Source organism: Paenibacillus rhizoplanae, assembly GCF_042684125.1.
Lineage (GTDB): Bacteria > Bacillota > Bacilli > Paenibacillales > Paenibacillaceae > Paenibacillus_AQ > Paenibacillus_AQ rhizoplanae.
Window position 1 is genome coordinate 231,283 of record NZ_JBHUKY010000019.1, and the last position, 16,387, is coordinate 247,669.

The following is a 16,387-nucleotide window of genomic DNA, read 5'->3' on the forward strand; positions in this document are numbered from 1 at the left end:
AGTCTAGTCATCCGCCGGGCGGCCTTCCCACCTCTGGAACCATAATACACTTAGGAGGCCCAGCATTACTGTTGCGGTGATACAGACCCACAGTCCGGCAGTCTGTCCAGATACGGCTGGAGATATCGAATGGCCTGTATGGGCGAAGGCCCACAGTGAGACGAATCGCGCTCCCCAGGCAAAAGGGATATAAGGCCACATAGCATCGCCGAGACCAGTTAGCATCAGGGCGGCGATCAGGCTCCCCGCAATCCCGATCCCGATGGATGCTCCCCGTCCGAAGTGCAGGCTGACTGTGAGATGAAGCAGATACAGAAACAGGCTGCTTCCGAAGATAATGACCGCTCCTGTACCGTAGAAGAGCAGTCCATGACTGCCCTGATGGAGGACCCGGCTGAAGCCTGTGCCGAACAGGGTGAAAGTGATCAGGACAGCCCCCAGGCTGAAACCCAGCAGGAGCAGCAGCTTGCTAAAAAAGGTTGTTGTCCTGCCCGCAGGCAGGCCAAGCATCCCCTGAAACCGCCCGGCAACGGCTTCCTGCTCCGCCGTCATCGCACAGACCAGCCCGATCACAGTAGGGTAGGCACAGGCAATGGCCTGCATGAACGCCATCACCTTGCCCGCTTCACTCGCAGCAGAGATGGAATAATAGGCCAGGAACAGGCCGGCCCCGATCAGCGGGGTCAGCAGATGGATCAGGAGAAACGGGGTGCGCTGCATTTTGAGCAGATCGGCCCTTAGCAGACCCGGCAGTGCCTTCATGCTACTTCGCCTCCTGTCTGCGGAACCATAGGGTGCTAAGCAGCCACAGGACGGCGAACCATCCGAGGGAGACCAGCGTACCCGGAAGAATCATGTCTGTGTTCCTTAACGGACTATCCGCCGGGACAGGGAGGCCGTTCGGCAGGATGGAGAGCACCGGACACATGAGTCTGAAGGTAATCGTATAGGGCATGTAATCCCATAAGCCCCCGCTATTGAAGACAAGAATGCCCATCACATTGCCGAACAGATTCAGCAGCACTGCGGCGAATAATCCGAGGCGTACAGCCAGGAACAGGCACAGCGGGATCTGCCACAGGAAGGTGAGGAAGATCAGCGCTGTGCCCGCGAGGCTGCTGGACAGCGGAATGGTCTGACCGAACAGCAGGCCTCCTGCCGTAACGCCAATCAAGAACAGGAGGAGCGCAGCCATTAGCCAATACGCGCAGGCGATAATTTTCCCGGCCCAGAGCGTTCCCGGTGCAACCGGCAGGGCCAGCAATCCGCGGTACTTCAGCTTCGCATCCTTCTGTAGTGCCAGCGAACAAGTTAGGCTCAGCGCACCGGGCAACAGCATCGTGTACCACCAGTTATAAGACCCGCTCTGAAAAAAGCTGCCGCCCATCAGAACAGCGCATAAGAGCAATGTGAATACAGGGGCGAGGCAGGCCAGCTTGGGGATGAAGGTCCGCCGCCATTTCAGGCGTTCAGCGCTAACGATATTAAGCATGGGCGGCACCCTCCCTCCGGTGGGCGGCTGCGACCTGCATGAACAGCGCCTCCAGATCCTGATCCGGGGAGATCGCCCCCTGATAGCCCAGCACGCCGCCTGCGATGATGCCGATATGGTCGGCTGTCTGCTCCACCTCGGAGAGCATGTGGCTCGACAGAATGACGGTGATTCCCTGCTCCGGGAAGGAGCGAATCAGCTCCCGCAGCTCCTGAATCCCGATCGGGTCCAGCCCGTTCGTCGGCTCGTCCAGAATCAGCAGCTCCGGCTGGTTGAGGAGCGCAATGGCGATGCCGAGCCGCTGCTTCATCCCCATGGAGAATTGTCCGGCGCGTTTTTTTCCGGTAGCGGTCAGGTCGACAACAGCAAGGACCTCTTCAATACGCGACTGCGGCAGTCCGAGGGCCAGCGTGCGTACCTTGAGATTCTCCCGGGCGGTCAGATTATCGTACAGCGGCGGTGCTTCAATCAATACGCCGATCCGGCTTAAGTCCTTCCGGGTCCATTCCTGCCCCTGGAAGCAGATCTTCCCGGAATCAGGACGCAGCATCCCGGTAACCATTTTGAGCAGGGTCGATTTGCCTGCACCATTTGGACCGAGCAGCCCGTAGACTGAATTGCGTGCGACTGTTAATGATACGTTGTTGACGGCTGTCTGGCGCTTGAAGCTTTTACATAGATTCTGTATTTCCAGAATATGTTCCTGCATAGTATATCATCCTTTCTCTCCCTATACTCTAAGGGCAGATTCTAAGGATTCTGTAAGGATGACATGGCAGAGCCCCTGCCTGGGTGAACAGGAGGGGCTCTGTGTTGACTTTGCAGCAGCTGGCGGGAAGGATTAACGACGCCGGAAGGCGCCGCCGCGGGCCAGGGCAAAGAAGATCAGTAATGCAACGATGGAGCCAATAATGGCCGGAACAATGTGGAAGCCACCTACTACAGGGCCCCTAGGACCAAGCAGCTCGGTGCCCAGCCAGGAACCGATGAACCCGGCGATTACATTGCCCAGCACGCCTCCCGGAACATCACGCCCGATTAGATTGCCGCTTAGCCAGCCGATGAGTCCCCCTATGATGATTACCCAGAGCAGATACATTGATTTGTCCCCTTTCTAGTTGGTTTATTCAAGGTATGTTGGAAAATGCAATAGGTGAACCATCTGCCGAAGGTTAATTTTTTCCAAGCTCTAACAGGGCTGAAAACCGAACACAATCGGCTGGCGCGGGGGTTCGAACGGTGACAGAGAGATTAATGTTCTCTCGCGCTGTTAATATTAGAAGGAGGAGGGATCGGATGAACAAAATTCTCGTAATCGATGATGAAGCGGCCCTTAGAGATCTGATTGAGCTTGTGCTCCGCAGAGAGAATTATGAGGTGCGGACAGCGGAGAACGGGAGCGCTGGACTGCTTGCGCTGGATGCTTTTCAGCCGGATCTGGTGGTACTGGATCTGATGCTGCCCGATTGCTCCGGCTATGACCTGTGTAAGGAGATTACTAAGCGGCAGGCGGTTCCCGTCATTATGCTGTCGGCCAAGAATGAGATTATAGATAAGGTACTGGGGCTTGAGCTGGGGGCCGAGGATTACATGACCAAGCCGTTCGATAACCGGGAGCTGCTGGCGAGGATCAAGGTGGTGCTCCGAAGAGCCCAGAACAGCGGCCTGCCTGCAGAGGCTGAAGATACCCGGATCACTCATGAGGAGCTGACCTTCGATCTGGAGACCCGGGTGGTGCAGAAAGGCGGCGTTCCGGTGGCTCTGACAGCCAAGGAATTCCGGATTCTGGAGACGCTGCTGAAGCGTCCGGACAAAATCTATACCCGGGATGAGCTGCTGGAGATCGTCTGGGGCTATGACTTCATGGGCGACAGCCGCAGCGTGGATATGACGATTATGCGCTTAAGAAAGAAGCTGGAGGATGATGCCGAGAATCCGAAATATATCAGGACCGTCTACGGCTTCGGTTATCAGCTGGGAGGTGGCTCTGCCTGAAATATGCGACCCGGCTGGTGCTAATGTATTTGCTGTTCTCGGTGCTGTCCTTTGCCGTTATCATAATTTCGGTTAATAAGGCGATTGACTATTTCAGCTTCGTAACGATAGAGAAGCAAATGATGGAGAAGGCAGATCTGGGCGAGATGTCCTTCAGGGAGGTGCTCTCCAGGCACGAACAAGAGGTGGATGCCGGGCAGATGGAGGCGGTGGCGAGAAGCGCGCTGGAGACGTTAAAAGCCTCCGTCAAGGAGGTGCGCATCTACGACAGCAGCCAGAAGCTGCTGGGGCTTGCCGTTGACGGAATTGTGATCAATAACAAGACCCCCGTCATTTTTCCCGGGAATATCGAGAAAGCTCTCAAGGGTAATTATGCTTACACGGTCTCCGAGGATCACCTGCTGTACTTCGCGGTTCCGATCCAAGACAAATATTATCAGAACAGCTATGTGTACGAGTTCGTGGAGGATGTCTCTTATTTCTATACGATGATGGACCAGATCCGCTATATCCTGTTCGCCGGTGCGGGAGGGTTCATTATTCTGATTACGCTCTCCAGCCTGTTCATTGCCCGCAATATGACGAAGCCGATCAAATACCTGCTTGGCGCCACAGAGAGCTTCTCCAACCAGCAATTCCGGGAGGTGCACCTGAACAGGAAGGATGAGCTGGGCATGCTGGCGGCGGGCCTGAACCGGATGGGCATTCAGCTCAGTGACTATATCCAGTATCAGAAGCAGTTTGTCTCGAACGTATCCCATGAGCTGAAGACACCGCTTGCTGCGATTAAGGGATTCTCTCAATATTTGTACGAAGGGGAGGACGAGGATGAGGAGCTGCAGCGGATTTACTTCCATCTGGTGAATGAATCGGACCGCCTGACCCGGCTGGTCAATGAGCTGCTCATGCTATCGCGCTTCGACAAGGCCGGCCCGGACGGCATCGATACCGAGAAGATCAATCTGGCAGGGCTGACTGAGCAGGTAGCCACCGGAATGCAGGCTAAGGCGGATAGTAAGGGGATAGAGCTTATGATCCGGCAGGGGCCGCCGGCCTTCGTCTATGTGAATCAGGTACTGATGTCCCATGCCATAGCCAATGTGCTGGACAACGCCGTGAAGTATTCCAATTCGCGCACCCGGATAACCATTGAAGTGATGATCAGAGAGCAGGAAGCCATTGTGCAGATCAGCGATCAGGGGATTGGCATTAGCCCAGATGAAATTGCCCGCGTCCAGGAACGTTTCTACCGGGCACGGAATACCAGCACGGCAGGCGGAACGGGGCTGGGGCTGTCCATCTGTAAGGAGATCGCCGAGAAGTTCGGCGGGTACCTCAGCATAGAGAGCCAGCTCGGAACCGGAACCACCGTCTCTATCCATCTGCCGCTTAGTTGACGTTACAAGACTGATACAACTCTGTTATTACACTAATAAATGGTTTTCGTATACTAACCTCATACCAAACAAACAACGCGCCAAACGCGTACATTCATGGAGGGATTACTTATGGGAACATTTAAAAAACCGGCAGCGCTGCTGCTGCCCGCAGTATTGTTAATGACACTTCTGGCCGGATGCCAGTCCGATTCGGCCGCTCCGGCGGCCACCCCTTCGGCAGAACCTACAGCTGAAGCGGTGTCCACAGCGGCACCGGAAGCTTCGGCTACCCCTGCTGCTGAGCCTGCGGCGACTGAAGCTGCTACGGCCGAGCCAACCCCAGCGGCTTCAGCGGGCAGCTCCGAGGCGATCAAGGAGGGAACCATTGAGAAGGAAGGGAATGTGATTCTGAAGGAGCTGGCTTTTGTCCATAAGGATCACACCATCGCCCTCTCCGACATTGTGGATGATGCTAAGCTGGAGAGTATGCTGGGCAAGGCAACGGCGAAGAAATCGCACACGTATTCCTTGGATGACGGTAAGAATATGGATACCCTGATCGGCAGAACAGAGAACACGTATACCTTCCCGGGCCTTGAGATTAAGACGATTGATTCGGGTGATGGCAAGCAGTTCTACATCTTCAGCATTAAGATTACCGATCCAAAGTACACTACGGTCCGTAATATCAAGGTCGGAGACAGCCTGGACACACTCAAAAAAGCCTATCCCGAAGGCAAGCTGACCGGAGACGGGGCACCTGAGGAAGAGGATGACTACCGGTTCGCCCCAAGCAACTATGTGGATTACATGCTGTTTCATGTCAAGGGCGCTAAGATTGAAAGTATAAGCATCTCTACGCTGATGGACTAAGCAGGTCCCCCGGTTCAGCCGGATTGAAAAAAGAACAGCCCCGACCGCTTCATGGCCTCTAATGGTCATGAAGCGGTCAGGGCTGTTTGTCTGTGTAGCTTAAGCTTATTTTTGGGCGGACTATCCTATTCCGCAGGAGCTGGCTCCAGCACCCGCACCGTCTCCCCCTCTACCAGCTCGGGCAGATAGTAGGTGCTGTTCTTCAGGTCTTTTTTACCCTGGAGCTTCTTAATGACCCATTCGGCGGCGTCGCGGCCCATTCTCTCCTGGGGGTGGGTCAGCGTCGTCAGCTTGATCCCCGCGTTCTTGGCAATATAGGAATTGTCCTGCCCGATAATCGACAGCTCTCCCGGAATTGAGATCCCAAGCTCGCGGCACACCTTGACGACTTCCAGCCCCACTTCATCGTTATAGCAGACGATAGCGGTCAGCACCTCTCTGTTATCTGTAAGGAATTGCTCCAGATTGGCCGACAGCGCTTGCTTCGATTCCGTATCGAAGGAGAGCACCTGCTCCGGGTGGAAGCGCAGCTTGGCTTCGCCGAGCGCCTTGATATAGCCCTTCATACGGTATTTGCCCTGGAGATCATCCATTTTGGCAATAATCCCGATCTGGGTGTGCCCCTTCGAGATCAGTTCCCGGGTCGCCAGATAGCTGGACTGTACATCATCCAGACAGAAGAACGGCACCTCCAGCTCCTCATAATAAGCGTTAATCATGATGAACGGGACATCCTGTTCCTTGAACGACAGGTAGTAGGCGATATTCGGGTTATACAGATTGCTTTTCGTAGGCTCAATAATCAGCCCGTCTACCCCGAAGGACAGCATCATCTCCAGCGCCTTCTTCTCCTGGGCCACATCATTATTGGTGCTGGCGAGCAGCAGGGAATAGTTGTCCTCGTTGAGCCTGCCTTCAATCCCCCGGATAATGGAGGGGAAAATATAATCGGAGAGGTAAGTGGTTATTACGCCGATGGTCCGTTTGCCCGCGCCATTCCCGGATTTGGACCGGAACTGGTGGCTGACATAGGTGCCAGAGCCTTTCTCGCTCCGCAGGAACCCTTCGTTGGACAGCTCCAGAATGGCCTTCCGCACGGTCTGGCGGCTGACGCCGTACATCTCCTGCAGCGCAGATTCCGTAGGGATTTGTTCGCCCACACTGTAGGTGCCGGACAGGATATTGCTTTTGAGTTCATCGAATATGATCTGGTACTTGGTTCTCACACGGGTCACTTCTTTCATAGTTGTTCTTATATAAAATGAGAAATATTCTGTAGTTGTACGTACATATTATAGCTTGAATATAAGCTTAATATCCTCCGGTGTCTACCATATATCATGATTCACGTAAAATACAGGTGATTTTCCGGTAAATTTGTAGGTATATCTTATATCTATTGTTGACAAATGTACGAACAAAAAATATACTAAACCTGTTCATAAAGGAAGCGCATTCTTTAGATTCGTAAGTAACACAGTTTGGTTCAGAGAGGAGTAACGTGGGCATGGATCAGAACATCAAGCAAGCGATACTTAAGGGAGAGACATCACTGGGTATCGAATTTGGGTCCACACGTATCAAGGCCATCCTGATTGATCAGGGATTCAGGGCGGTTGCATCCGGAAGCTACGAGTGGGAGAACCTGCTGGAAGGCGGGTACTGGACGTATCCCCTCACCGATATCATCAAGGGGCTGCAAGCGGCTTACCGCGAGATGAAGCAGGAGGTTGCACAGAAATACGGGGTTACGCTTACTACTGTCGGTTCGATAGGATTCTCAGCAATGATGCATGGATATATGGCCTTTGACAGCGCGGGCGAGCTGCTGGTTCCGTTCCGGACCTGGCGTAATGCTACAACCGGTGCGGCGGCCAAGGAATTAACAGAGCTGTTCCAGTTCAATATTCCGGAGCGCTGGACCATTGCCCACCTGTATCAGGCAATTCTGAACGGGGAAGAGCATGTTCCGCAGGCAACGTTCGTAACGACGCTGGGCGGATACATCCATTGGCTGCTGACCGGCAGCAAGGCGATCGGGATTGGCGATGCCTCCGGGGTCTTCCCTATAGATGAAGCTTCACAGGATTACCACCCGGCTATGGTCAGCCAGTTCGATGAGCTGATTGCCGCTAAGAATTACCCTTGGAAGCTGAGTGATCTTCTGCCCAAGGTCTACGCTGCAGGCGAGCAGGCTGGTGTATTAACGGAAGCCGGAGCGAGACTGCTGGATGAGTCCGGGGACCTGCTGGCAGGCATTCCGCTCTGTCCTCCGGAAGGCGATGCCGGAACAGGAATGGTCGCTACGAACAGTGTGCGCAAACGGACCGGCAATATCTCTGTAGGCACCTCTGTATTCGCCATGATTGTGCTGGAGAAGGACCTTACAGCGGTATACCCTGAGATTGACATGGTGACTACCCCGGATGGCAGTCCGGTGGGGATGGTGCATGCCAACAACTGCTCCAGCGATATCAATGCCTGGGTCAGCTTGTTCCGGGAATTCTCGGAGGCGATGGGCTTCAAGGCTGATCCGGCGCAGTTATTCAGTGTTCTGTTCAACAAAGCGCTGGAGGCAGACGCCGATGGCGGCGGGCTGCTTAGCTACGGCTATTTCTCGGGTGAGAACATCACCGGGATGGAGAAGGGACGGCCGCTGTTTGTCCGCTCGCCGGAGAGCCGATTCACGCTGGGCAACTTTATGCGGACGCATCTGTTCTCCGCTTTTGGCGCCCTGAAGATTGGCATGGATATTCTGACCTTGAAGGAACAGGTGTCCATCGACAGCATTCTGGCGCACGGCGGCTTGTTCAAGACGCCTGTTGTCGGACAGAGAATCGTGGCTGCTGCGATGAATGTTCCGGTCTCTGTGATGGCAACAGCCGGAGAAGGCGGCGCGTGGGGCATGGCGATTCTGGCTTCTTATATGAAGAACAGAGCGCAGCAGGAGCGTCTGGATGATTTCCTCGACCAGAAGGTCTTCAAGGATATCGAAGGCGAGACCATTCATCCGGTTGCGGCAGATGTGAAGGGCTTTGGATTGTTCATGGAACGCTACACGGCGGGTCTGGCGATTGAGCAGGCCGCTGTAGATCATCTCGTAGAGAACGGAGGGAATTAAAACATGCTGGAGCAACTGAAGGAAGAGGTGTACGAGGCCAATCTGGAGCTGCCTAAGCACGGGCTGGTCAAATACACCTGGGGCAATGTGAGCGCGGTGGACCGGGCGAGCAGTCTGTTCGTTATCAAGCCTAGCGGAGTCAGCTATGACAAGATGAAGCCGAGCGATATGGTCGTTGTGGACTTCGATGGCAATGTGGTGGAGGGAGAGATGCGGCCTTCCTCGGATACAGCGACCCATGCTGTACTCTATAAGCATTACGCCGAGATCGGCGGCATCGTGCATACGCATTCCACGTGGGCAACCATCTGGGCGCAGGCCGGACTGGATGTTCCGGTTATGGGGACGACACATGCAGACACCTTCTATGGTTCTGTACCGTGCACCCGGTTCCTGACACAGGAAGAGATTGACCGCGGTTATGAAGCAGAGACCGGGCATGTGATCATTGAGACTTTTGAACAGCGGGGGCTGGATGTGATGGCGATTCCCGGCGTTCTGCTGAAGGGCCACGCGCCGTTCACGTGGGGCAAGGATGCCCACGCCGCTGTGATGAATAGTGTCGTGCTGGAGGAAGTGTCCAAGATGAACCACTTCGCCCGCCAGCTGAATACGTTCGCCGAGGAGCTGCCGCAGCGGATTCTGGACAAGCATTATCTGCGCAAGCACGGCAAGGACGCGTATTACGGACAGAAGTAACTGACTTTTACCAAACTCATAGAGAAGAGGATGAATGATATGTCAACAGTAAGCGACAAGCAATTCTGGTTTGTAGTAGGATCACAGCACCTGTACGGTGAAGAAGCACTCGGTGAAGTGAAGGCTCACGCCCAGGAAATGACCGATGCGCTCAACAACAGCGGGGTACTTCCTTATCCGCTGGTATTGCAGGATCTGGCCGTTAGCGCAGACAAAATCACCTCCATCATGAAAGAAGTGAACTATCGTGATGAGGTTGCCGGTGTAATCACCTGGATGCATACCTTCTCCCCGGCCAAAATGTGGATTCGCGGCACGAAGCTGCTGCAGAAGCCGCTGCTGCACCTGGCTACCCAGTACAATGAGAGCATCCCTTGGGCAACCATTGACATGGACTTCATGAACCTGAACCAGGCTGCCCATGGTGACCGTGAGTATGGCTTCATCAATGCCCGCCTGAAGAAGCAGAATAAGGTCGTTGTAGGATACTGGGAACGTGCTGAAGTCCAGAAGCAAATTGCCGAGTGGATGGACGTTGCCGTAGCGTATAACGAAGGCTTCAATATCAAGGTAGCCCGCTTCGGCGACAACATGCGTAACGTGGGCGTTACCGAAGGCGATAAGGTAGAAGCCCAGATCCAGTTCGGCTGGACCGTGGACTACTTCGGCATCGGCGATCTGGTAGCCTATGTGAATGAAGTGAAGCAGGAAGAGATCGATGCCCTGTTCGCAGAATATACCAAGCTGTATGCCGTTGATTATGGCACGTACAGCAAGGAAGATTGGGAAGCCAGTGTGAAGGTGCAGGCAAGCTACGAGATTGCCCTTAAGCGCTTCTTGGATGCAGGCGGCTACAATGCCTTCACCTCTAACTTCGAGGACCTGCACGGCATGAAGCAGCTTCCGGGTCTGGCTGTTCAGCGCCTGATGGCCCAAGGCTACGGCTTCGCCGGTGAAGGGGACTGGAAGACTGCGGCCCTGGACCGCCTGATGAAGGTGATGAGCCACAACCTGAACACTGGATTCATGGAGGATTATACTTACGAAATGGCTGCCGGACAGGAAGCGATTCTCCAGTCCCACATGCTGGAGGTTGATCCGAGCCTGGCCAGCAACCAGCCGAAGATCATTGTGTCCCCGCTGGGAATCGGCGACCGGGAAGACCCTGCCCGTCTCGTCTTCGACGGCAAGGCAGGCGAAGGTGTCGTGGTATCCATGGCCGACTTCGGCACCCACTACAAGCTGCTGATTAATGAAGTTACTGCGTTCGAGCCAACCGTTCCGGCTCCGAATCTTCCGGTAGCCCGTGTACTGTGGCAGGTGAAGCCTAACTTCCAGGACGGAGTCAGAGCCTGGATCGAGAACGGCGGCGGACATCATACCGTGGTATCGCTGAACCTGACGACCGATCAGATCGTTACCTACGCCAAGCTTGTGGGTCTGGAATACGTGATTATTAAGTAATTGAGTCACTTGTCAAAGTAAATAGCGAGTTGATGTTAAAAAGAGCGAGGAGGCCTTAGGTCTCTTCGCTCTTTTTGATTCTGAATATACGCCAAAGCGGCGGTTTGTGAGCTAATGTAATCGAAAAACCGATCACAATGGGCAGACGCAGCGGTTTGTCTGCTGAATATGCCAACGTAGCGGTTCATGTGCCCAATAGCCCCGCCCTCGCCCTCACTTCTTATTCCGCGCACGGTACTGCTGCGGCGTTGCGCCGACGATCCGCTTGAACAGGTTGGAGAAGCTGCCGAGGCTGGTGTAGCCGACCTGTTCGGCGATATCGGTGATCTTCAGCTCGGTCTCCTCCAGCAGCTGCTTGGCCTTCTGCAGCCGTTCCTGAATAATCACATCGGAGATCGATAGCCCGGTCTCCTTCTTGAACAGCCGGGACAAGTAGGCCGGGTTCAGGTAGACATAGGCTGCGAGTTCGTCGCGGGTGATCTCTTCGCTCAGGCGGGAGCGGATATACTGCCGGATCTTGGCGACTGTGGCCGAGGATACGTTATTGCTTGTCTGCAATAAGCGCATTACGGATCGCAGGCATTCCAGCGCCCAATGCTGGAGCGAAGCGGACTGCTTCGGATAATTCTCCTTATCCATCAGCGATTTCAGCTCGGCTGAGGCGTGTGCGGATAAGCCTTTTTTGGCGAGAACGGTGTGTACAATGAACAGGATGCCGTGGATAAGCTGACGGTGCAGCTCACTTGTCCAGCGGCCAGGCTCAATGCCCGAGAACCATAGCGTCACGCGGCGCTCCAGCTCCTCCAGCTCGCCAAGCTCCAGCAGGGTCGCCCATTCTCCGAAGATATGCATAGGCGCTGCCTGAGGCAGGGGCGCAAGCGGCTGATCTCGGCCATACGCCTGATCCTCCGGTCCGAACACCTGACGCGAACGGTTCAGGTTGCGTTGTTCCCGCTCCGTGACCTCCGTGTAAGCGCTCATGATTCCGGACAGGGGGACGCCCGCGCTGATGTAGATGGACAGGGAGCAATGCAGCAGCCGCTCGCAGGTGTCCAGGAAGGTGCGGCCATTCTGCTCCAGCGTATGCCGGACGGCGTTTATATCGCCCCGGACGTAGATGACCGCCAGATTATGCCCTACCTGATCCTGCAGCACAGTGCCTTCCAGCCCGCTTAGCAGCAGCTCATCGGCCATGTTGCGCAGCGCATATTCCATAATCGTCTCATCCCGTGCGCTAAGGTTCTCCTTCCACTGCTCCAGCCCCAGCAGGGCAAGGAAGTAGCGGTCCCCGGGCTGCAGGTCCAGATTGTAGGTGTTCGCCGGAAGGGTGAGCGATTCCAGCACGGGCGCCGCCCGCTGGCTGAGAATATCCTGCCAGAACCGTTCCACCAGCAGGGGGAGCTGATGCTCCCACTGTCTCCGGTACTTCTGAATTAGGGCCTCGAACTGTTGCTGCTCTCTTTGCTTGCTGATCTCGGCGAGCGCCTCGCGGGAGATTTTCATCAATTCCTCATAGTCTACAGGCTTGAGCAGGTAATGGAAGGCTCCGTGGTAAATCGCGCGCTGGGCATACTCGAAATCGGCATGGCAGGTCAGCATAATCGTCAGCGTGCCGGGAGCGGATTGCTTCACCCAGGCCAGCAGCTCCAGGCCGCTTCTGCCCGGCATTTCGATATCGCAGATGAGCAGGTCTACGGGCTGCTGTTCAAGAACAGCAATCGCCTGATCCACGTTCTCCGCCAGACAGACATCCGACACGCTAAGCGCGCTCCAATCCACCCCCTGCTGGAGGCCGAGCAAGGCGAAGTATTGGTCGTCAACGATTAGAACTCTGTACATTGAACGTCACAGCTCCTTTTGAACGGGTAGTCTGATTTCCACAACCGCGCCTCCGTCTGGAGCGTTGTGGAAGGTAAGCCGTGCCCGGTTGTTATAGAACATCAGCATGCGTCTGTATACGTTCCATATTCCCAGATGGCGATCTGTCGGCTTGCGCTCATATACGCCATGATTGAGCATGTCGAGCTGAACCGTGGAGAAGCCCGGCCCGGAATCGCGGATCTGAATGGCAATGCAGCAGTTGCCGCTCTCCCCGGCTTCTTCACTGACTGTTATGCCAACGTTGAAGGGCTTCGAATTGTTGATGAATCCATGCTTGATGGCATTCTCGACGAAGGGCTGGATCAGCAGCGGCGGTATCAGCGTTGACTCAAGCTCCTGCGGAAGCTGCACCTCATAAGACAGCTTGTTCGGATACATGACCATCTGAATCTCGATATAATTCTGAATATGACCCAGCTCGCCGCGCAGCGGAATCCAGGCGTCATTGGTATTCATAATGAAGCGGAAGTGGGAGACCAGATGTCCAATCATTTTTTTGATCAGCGCATACTGCTTCAGCTCTACCAGATGAAAGACGATATTCAGGGAATTCATGAAAAAATGGGGATTGATCTGCGCCTGGAGATGCTTCAGCTCGGCCTGCTGCACCTTCATCTGCTCCTCATACACATCAATCTTGAGATTGCCGATCTGCTCGGCCATCTGGTTGAATTGCATTGTAATGATCTGGAACTCCCTGCTGTTGCCGTCCTTCAGCCGGTATTCCAGCTGTCCCTTCCCCAGGATGCGCATCCCGCTGGTCAATTGCTGGATAGGCTTGAACACCAGTCTGCTGAGCAGAGCCAGCAGGATAACCATTACGAGGATAATGGCGAAGGGAATCACCTTGATGATCCGCTGGAAGATCGGTAGCTCGTCGAGAATCGACTTCTCATCCAGCAGGAAAAAGACATTCAGATTGGAATACTGCGAAGGCTTGTCAATCAGCAGATACGAATTGCCGTTACTCAGGCGAATCGAGGCATCCGCACGAGGGTTAGGCTGAGTAAGCTGGCTGCGGATGAGCGCAAGATCTTCACTGGCGAACTGGCCCCAGAGTAATTTACCGTCATTATCGATCACGCCGACCTGTCCGCTTCCTCCGGTAGACTCCAGCTGGGTCAGGGGCTGGGCCAGGGAATCAATGCTGACCAGTACCCCCATGAGAAGCCGTCCGCTCTTGTCCGGCAGCACCTTGAATAGCACCGGCTCTCCGCCGAGGGTCACAGTCTCCCACTTCAGGGAGGCCTGAAGATTAGGGGCCTTGAGGTGTGAAGACAGCCCGGAGGTAATGACCTCCTTCTCCTGGTAATACTCTCTCTGGCTGCTTAGGAAGAGCTCATCCCGTTCCTGATGGTAGACGAACACACTGCGGATAATGGTGTAGTAGCTGACATCGCTGTACCACTGGTCCATCAGTTTGCGGATGGACAGATAATAATTGACGCTGTCGGGCCCGCTGTCCGAATAGAGCTCCAGCAGCATGTTCTCATTGGCGGTGCGCAGCAGATAATGGCTGGTCTGCTCCAGCAGCTCATCGAGTGTACCTAAGTGCAGGGTCAACGTGTCCGAGGCAGACTTCGCCACCTTCTCCCGGACAATGTTGGTCGAATAGAGATTGGTGTAGGAGAGAAAGAGGAACAGCGGCGTGACCAGCAGCAAGACAAGGGCACTCACTTTGAATCGCAATGATAGTTTCACAGTCTTCCCCCTTATCCTTAGGTACATTCAGCCTGAGCGGCAGGAAAGGGGAAGGACGGCATCCGTCCTTCCCCTTAGCTTAAAATATAAGAATTTGTATGTTCCACAACACAACTTATCCTTATATTTCTCGCTGAAACGGGTGCCGTCCTTAAAAGGACGGCATAGTCGTTTCCACTTGTTTGTTTAGGATTGTTTGGCTTTCCACGCATCATATTGCTTCTGAACCTCGGCACGGATATCCTCAATGCCGTTAGCCTTCAGCTTATTATTGTATTCCGTCAGCACCTTGTCTACTCCCAGGCTGCCCGTTTCCAGCAGCGGGCGGAATTCCTTGATAATATTGCTGACCACAGAGACCTGTGTTTTGACAGCGTCGGTATTGAAGTTGAAGCCGAAGGACTTCACCTTATGGGCGCTCTCGTTATAAGCCTTGAACTTCTCCCACTTGTCGGCACTTTCGCCTTCCCACAGATAGGTCAGGCTCTGGTTACCGAACATCCATTCAATTCCAGGTGCCCAACCTGTATCGGCGCGTGTAGCAATGCCGTCAGGCAGCTTGATGAAGTTGTCCTTGCCTTCTACCTTGACATACTGCTTGCCTTCCACACCGAAATCAATCAGATTGACCAGAACCGGGTCGGTGTGCAGCAGGTTCAGCAGCATCATGGTCCGCTCGGGATCAATCGAGGTGCGTCCGATGGCCATCATGGAGTTGCTGACGCTGGCTGTACTGATCTCGGGTTCATTCCCCTTCAGCTTCACCAGCTCAATGCCGGTGGCAATGGAATCTTCCTTGTCGGAATCCGGTTTGTCTGAGCCGAATTTCATCCAGGTCTTGCCTGCCTTGAAAGCGTCTTCAGTGCTGGTTTTGGTCGTTGCAGCATCTTTATTGATGTAGCCTTTGCTGAACCAGTCGCCGTAGAGCTTCATCCGGTAGATTGCGGTGTCGGACTCCATCGAGCTGATCACCATCTTATCGGTCTTGGTATCAAGGACGATCCCGGCAGGAGCGCCGGCCACCAGCTCATAACGGAAGTTCTCTTTCATGCTCTCTTTGGTCTTGTCGAAGTAGCCCAGGGTATCCGAGCCGCTGCCGGAGAGCCAGATGGGCGCGATGGCCGGTTCCTTCTCCTTGATCGTCTGCAGCCATGGCTCCAGATCCTCCAGCGTCTCAATCGAGTTCACATCGAATCCGTATTTATCCACCAGATCCTTGCGGAACATAATAGTATGGCTCTCGCCGATTTCTTTATTGGTAGGAATCGCATAGATTTTGCCGTCTACGGTTCCGCCGTCAAGGAAGCGGGGGTCAAGGGTATCCTTGATGCCTTGTCCATATTTGGCTAACAGATCATCCAGCGGAAGGAACGCGCCCTTGGCTACGTTATTGGCGAAGTCGGCCCAGTTGGGGGCGAAGGTCAGATCGACCTGTTCACCGGATTGATAGGCCAGTGCCATCTTCTCGGCCCATGAGGACCAAGGGAGTCCCTGGAAGTCAATCTCGGCGTTGATTTTCTCTTTGAGATACTTATTGATCTCATCTACAACTGCCTTGGTATCATTCTGCGGGAAATTCCCGACCGTGTAAACTTTCAGCTTCCGGAACGTTGAGGTGTCAGGATTCGTGCTGCCTTCCGTGCCTGCTGTTGTAGCTGCTGCTGTCGATTCTGCCTTGGACGGGGCGGATGCACCTGAATTGCCCCCGCCGCATCCGGTAATGCCCAGTATCACGGCAGTCAGAGCGGCAAGCACCGTGCCCGAGCTTCTTGTTGTTCTCAT

The 16,387-nt window shown here is 54.5% G+C and carries 14 protein-coding genes; 6 read left to right on the top strand and 8 right to left on the bottom strand.

From position 1 onward, the window contains the following. Positions 1-3: 3 nt before the first annotated feature. From ACFSX3_RS08775 to ACFSX3_RS08790, 4 genes are all read right to left on the bottom strand, one after another. Complete coding sequence (locus ACFSX3_RS08775; RefSeq protein ID WP_209986926.1) at positions 4-762, bottom strand: lantibiotic immunity ABC transporter MutG family permease subunit; 759 nt, start codon at positions 760-762, stop codon at positions 4-6. Between the two features lies 1 nt (position 763). Continuing rightward, positions 764-1,492 carry a lantibiotic immunity ABC transporter MutE/EpiE family permease subunit gene (locus ACFSX3_RS08780; protein ID WP_209986923.1) on the bottom strand — a complete coding sequence of 243 codons (729 nt, stop codon included), beginning with the start codon at positions 1,490-1,492 and terminating at the stop codon, positions 764-766. Continuing rightward, positions 1,485-2,201, bottom strand: coding sequence for a lantibiotic protection ABC transporter ATP-binding protein (locus tag ACFSX3_RS08785; protein WP_209986920.1), 717 nt, complete (start codon positions 2,199-2,201; stop codon positions 1,485-1,487). The genes ACFSX3_RS08780 and ACFSX3_RS08785 overlap by 8 nt, the downstream gene beginning before the upstream one ends. A gap of 132 nt (positions 2,202-2,333) precedes the next feature. Beyond that, entirely contained in the window at positions 2,334-2,591 is a 258-nt protein-coding gene (locus tag ACFSX3_RS08790; RefSeq protein WP_173134188.1) for a GlsB/YeaQ/YmgE family stress response membrane protein, read from the bottom strand. 197 nt (positions 2,592-2,788) lie between these two features. On the opposite strand from ACFSX3_RS08790, the gene ACFSX3_RS08795 reads away from it, so the two are divergent. The 3 genes from ACFSX3_RS08795 (at position 2,789) to ACFSX3_RS08805 (ending at position 5,739) form a co-directional block, all read left to right on the top strand. Beyond that, positions 2,789-3,487, top strand: coding sequence for a response regulator transcription factor (locus ACFSX3_RS08795; protein ID WP_209986917.1), 699 nt, complete (start codon positions 2,789-2,791; stop codon positions 3,485-3,487). Positions 3,488-3,510: 23 nt separating this feature from the next. Then, positions 3,511-4,884 carry a sensor histidine kinase gene (locus tag ACFSX3_RS08800; protein ID WP_379258529.1) on the top strand — a complete coding sequence of 458 codons (1,374 nt, stop codon included), beginning with the start codon at positions 3,511-3,513 and terminating at the stop codon, positions 4,882-4,884. 111 nt (positions 4,885-4,995) lie between these two features. Next, positions 4,996-5,739 (top strand): hypothetical protein, encoded by a 744-nt coding sequence (locus ACFSX3_RS08805; protein ID WP_209986914.1) that lies wholly within the window; start codon positions 4,996-4,998, stop codon positions 5,737-5,739. A gap of 125 nt (positions 5,740-5,864) precedes the next feature. Here the strand turns inward: ACFSX3_RS08805 and ACFSX3_RS08810 are convergent, their stop codons facing one another. Then, the gene (locus ACFSX3_RS08810; RefSeq protein WP_209987499.1) at positions 5,865-6,965 is read right to left on the bottom strand and encodes a GntR family transcriptional regulator; all 1,101 of its coding nucleotides are present in this window, start codon (positions 6,963-6,965) and stop codon (positions 5,865-5,867) included. A 281-nt stretch (positions 6,966-7,246) separates the two neighbouring features. Here ACFSX3_RS08810 and ACFSX3_RS08815 point away from each other — a divergent pair, with 281 nt between their 5' ends. Genes ACFSX3_RS08815 through araA form a run of 3 tightly spaced genes read left to right on the top strand, consistent with a single transcriptional unit; the run spans position 7,247 to position 11,023 of the window. Then, positions 7,247-8,860: a xylulokinase gene (locus tag ACFSX3_RS08815; protein ID WP_209986911.1), complete on the top strand. Its 1,614-nt coding sequence runs from the start codon at positions 7,247-7,249 to the stop codon at positions 8,858-8,860. Between the two features lie 3 nt (positions 8,861-8,863). Next, positions 8,864-9,559 carry an L-ribulose-5-phosphate 4-epimerase gene (locus ACFSX3_RS08820; RefSeq protein ID WP_036722865.1) on the top strand — a complete coding sequence of 232 codons (696 nt, stop codon included), beginning with the start codon at positions 8,864-8,866 and terminating at the stop codon, positions 9,557-9,559. A 39-nt stretch (positions 9,560-9,598) separates the two neighbouring features. Continuing rightward, a complete protein-coding gene (gene araA / locus ACFSX3_RS08825; RefSeq protein ID WP_209986908.1) occupies positions 9,599-11,023 on the top strand; it encodes an L-arabinose isomerase in 1,425 nt (474 codons plus the stop codon). Between the two features lie 213 nt (positions 11,024-11,236). On the opposite strand, the gene ACFSX3_RS08830 is transcribed toward araA, so the two are convergent. From ACFSX3_RS08830 to ACFSX3_RS08840, 3 genes are all read right to left on the bottom strand, one after another. Further along, entirely contained in the window at positions 11,237-12,862 is a 1,626-nt protein-coding gene (locus ACFSX3_RS08830) for a helix-turn-helix domain-containing protein (protein WP_209986905.1), read from the bottom strand. Between the two features lie 6 nt (positions 12,863-12,868). Then, positions 12,869-14,605, bottom strand: a complete 1,737-nt coding sequence (locus ACFSX3_RS08835; RefSeq protein WP_209986902.1) for a sensor histidine kinase — start codon at positions 14,603-14,605, stop codon at positions 12,869-12,871. Positions 14,606-14,791: 186 nt separating this feature from the next. Further along, on the bottom strand, positions 14,792-16,387 hold the full coding sequence (locus tag ACFSX3_RS08840; RefSeq protein ID WP_209986899.1) for an ABC transporter substrate-binding protein: 1,596 nt from the start codon (positions 16,385-16,387) through the stop codon (positions 14,792-14,794).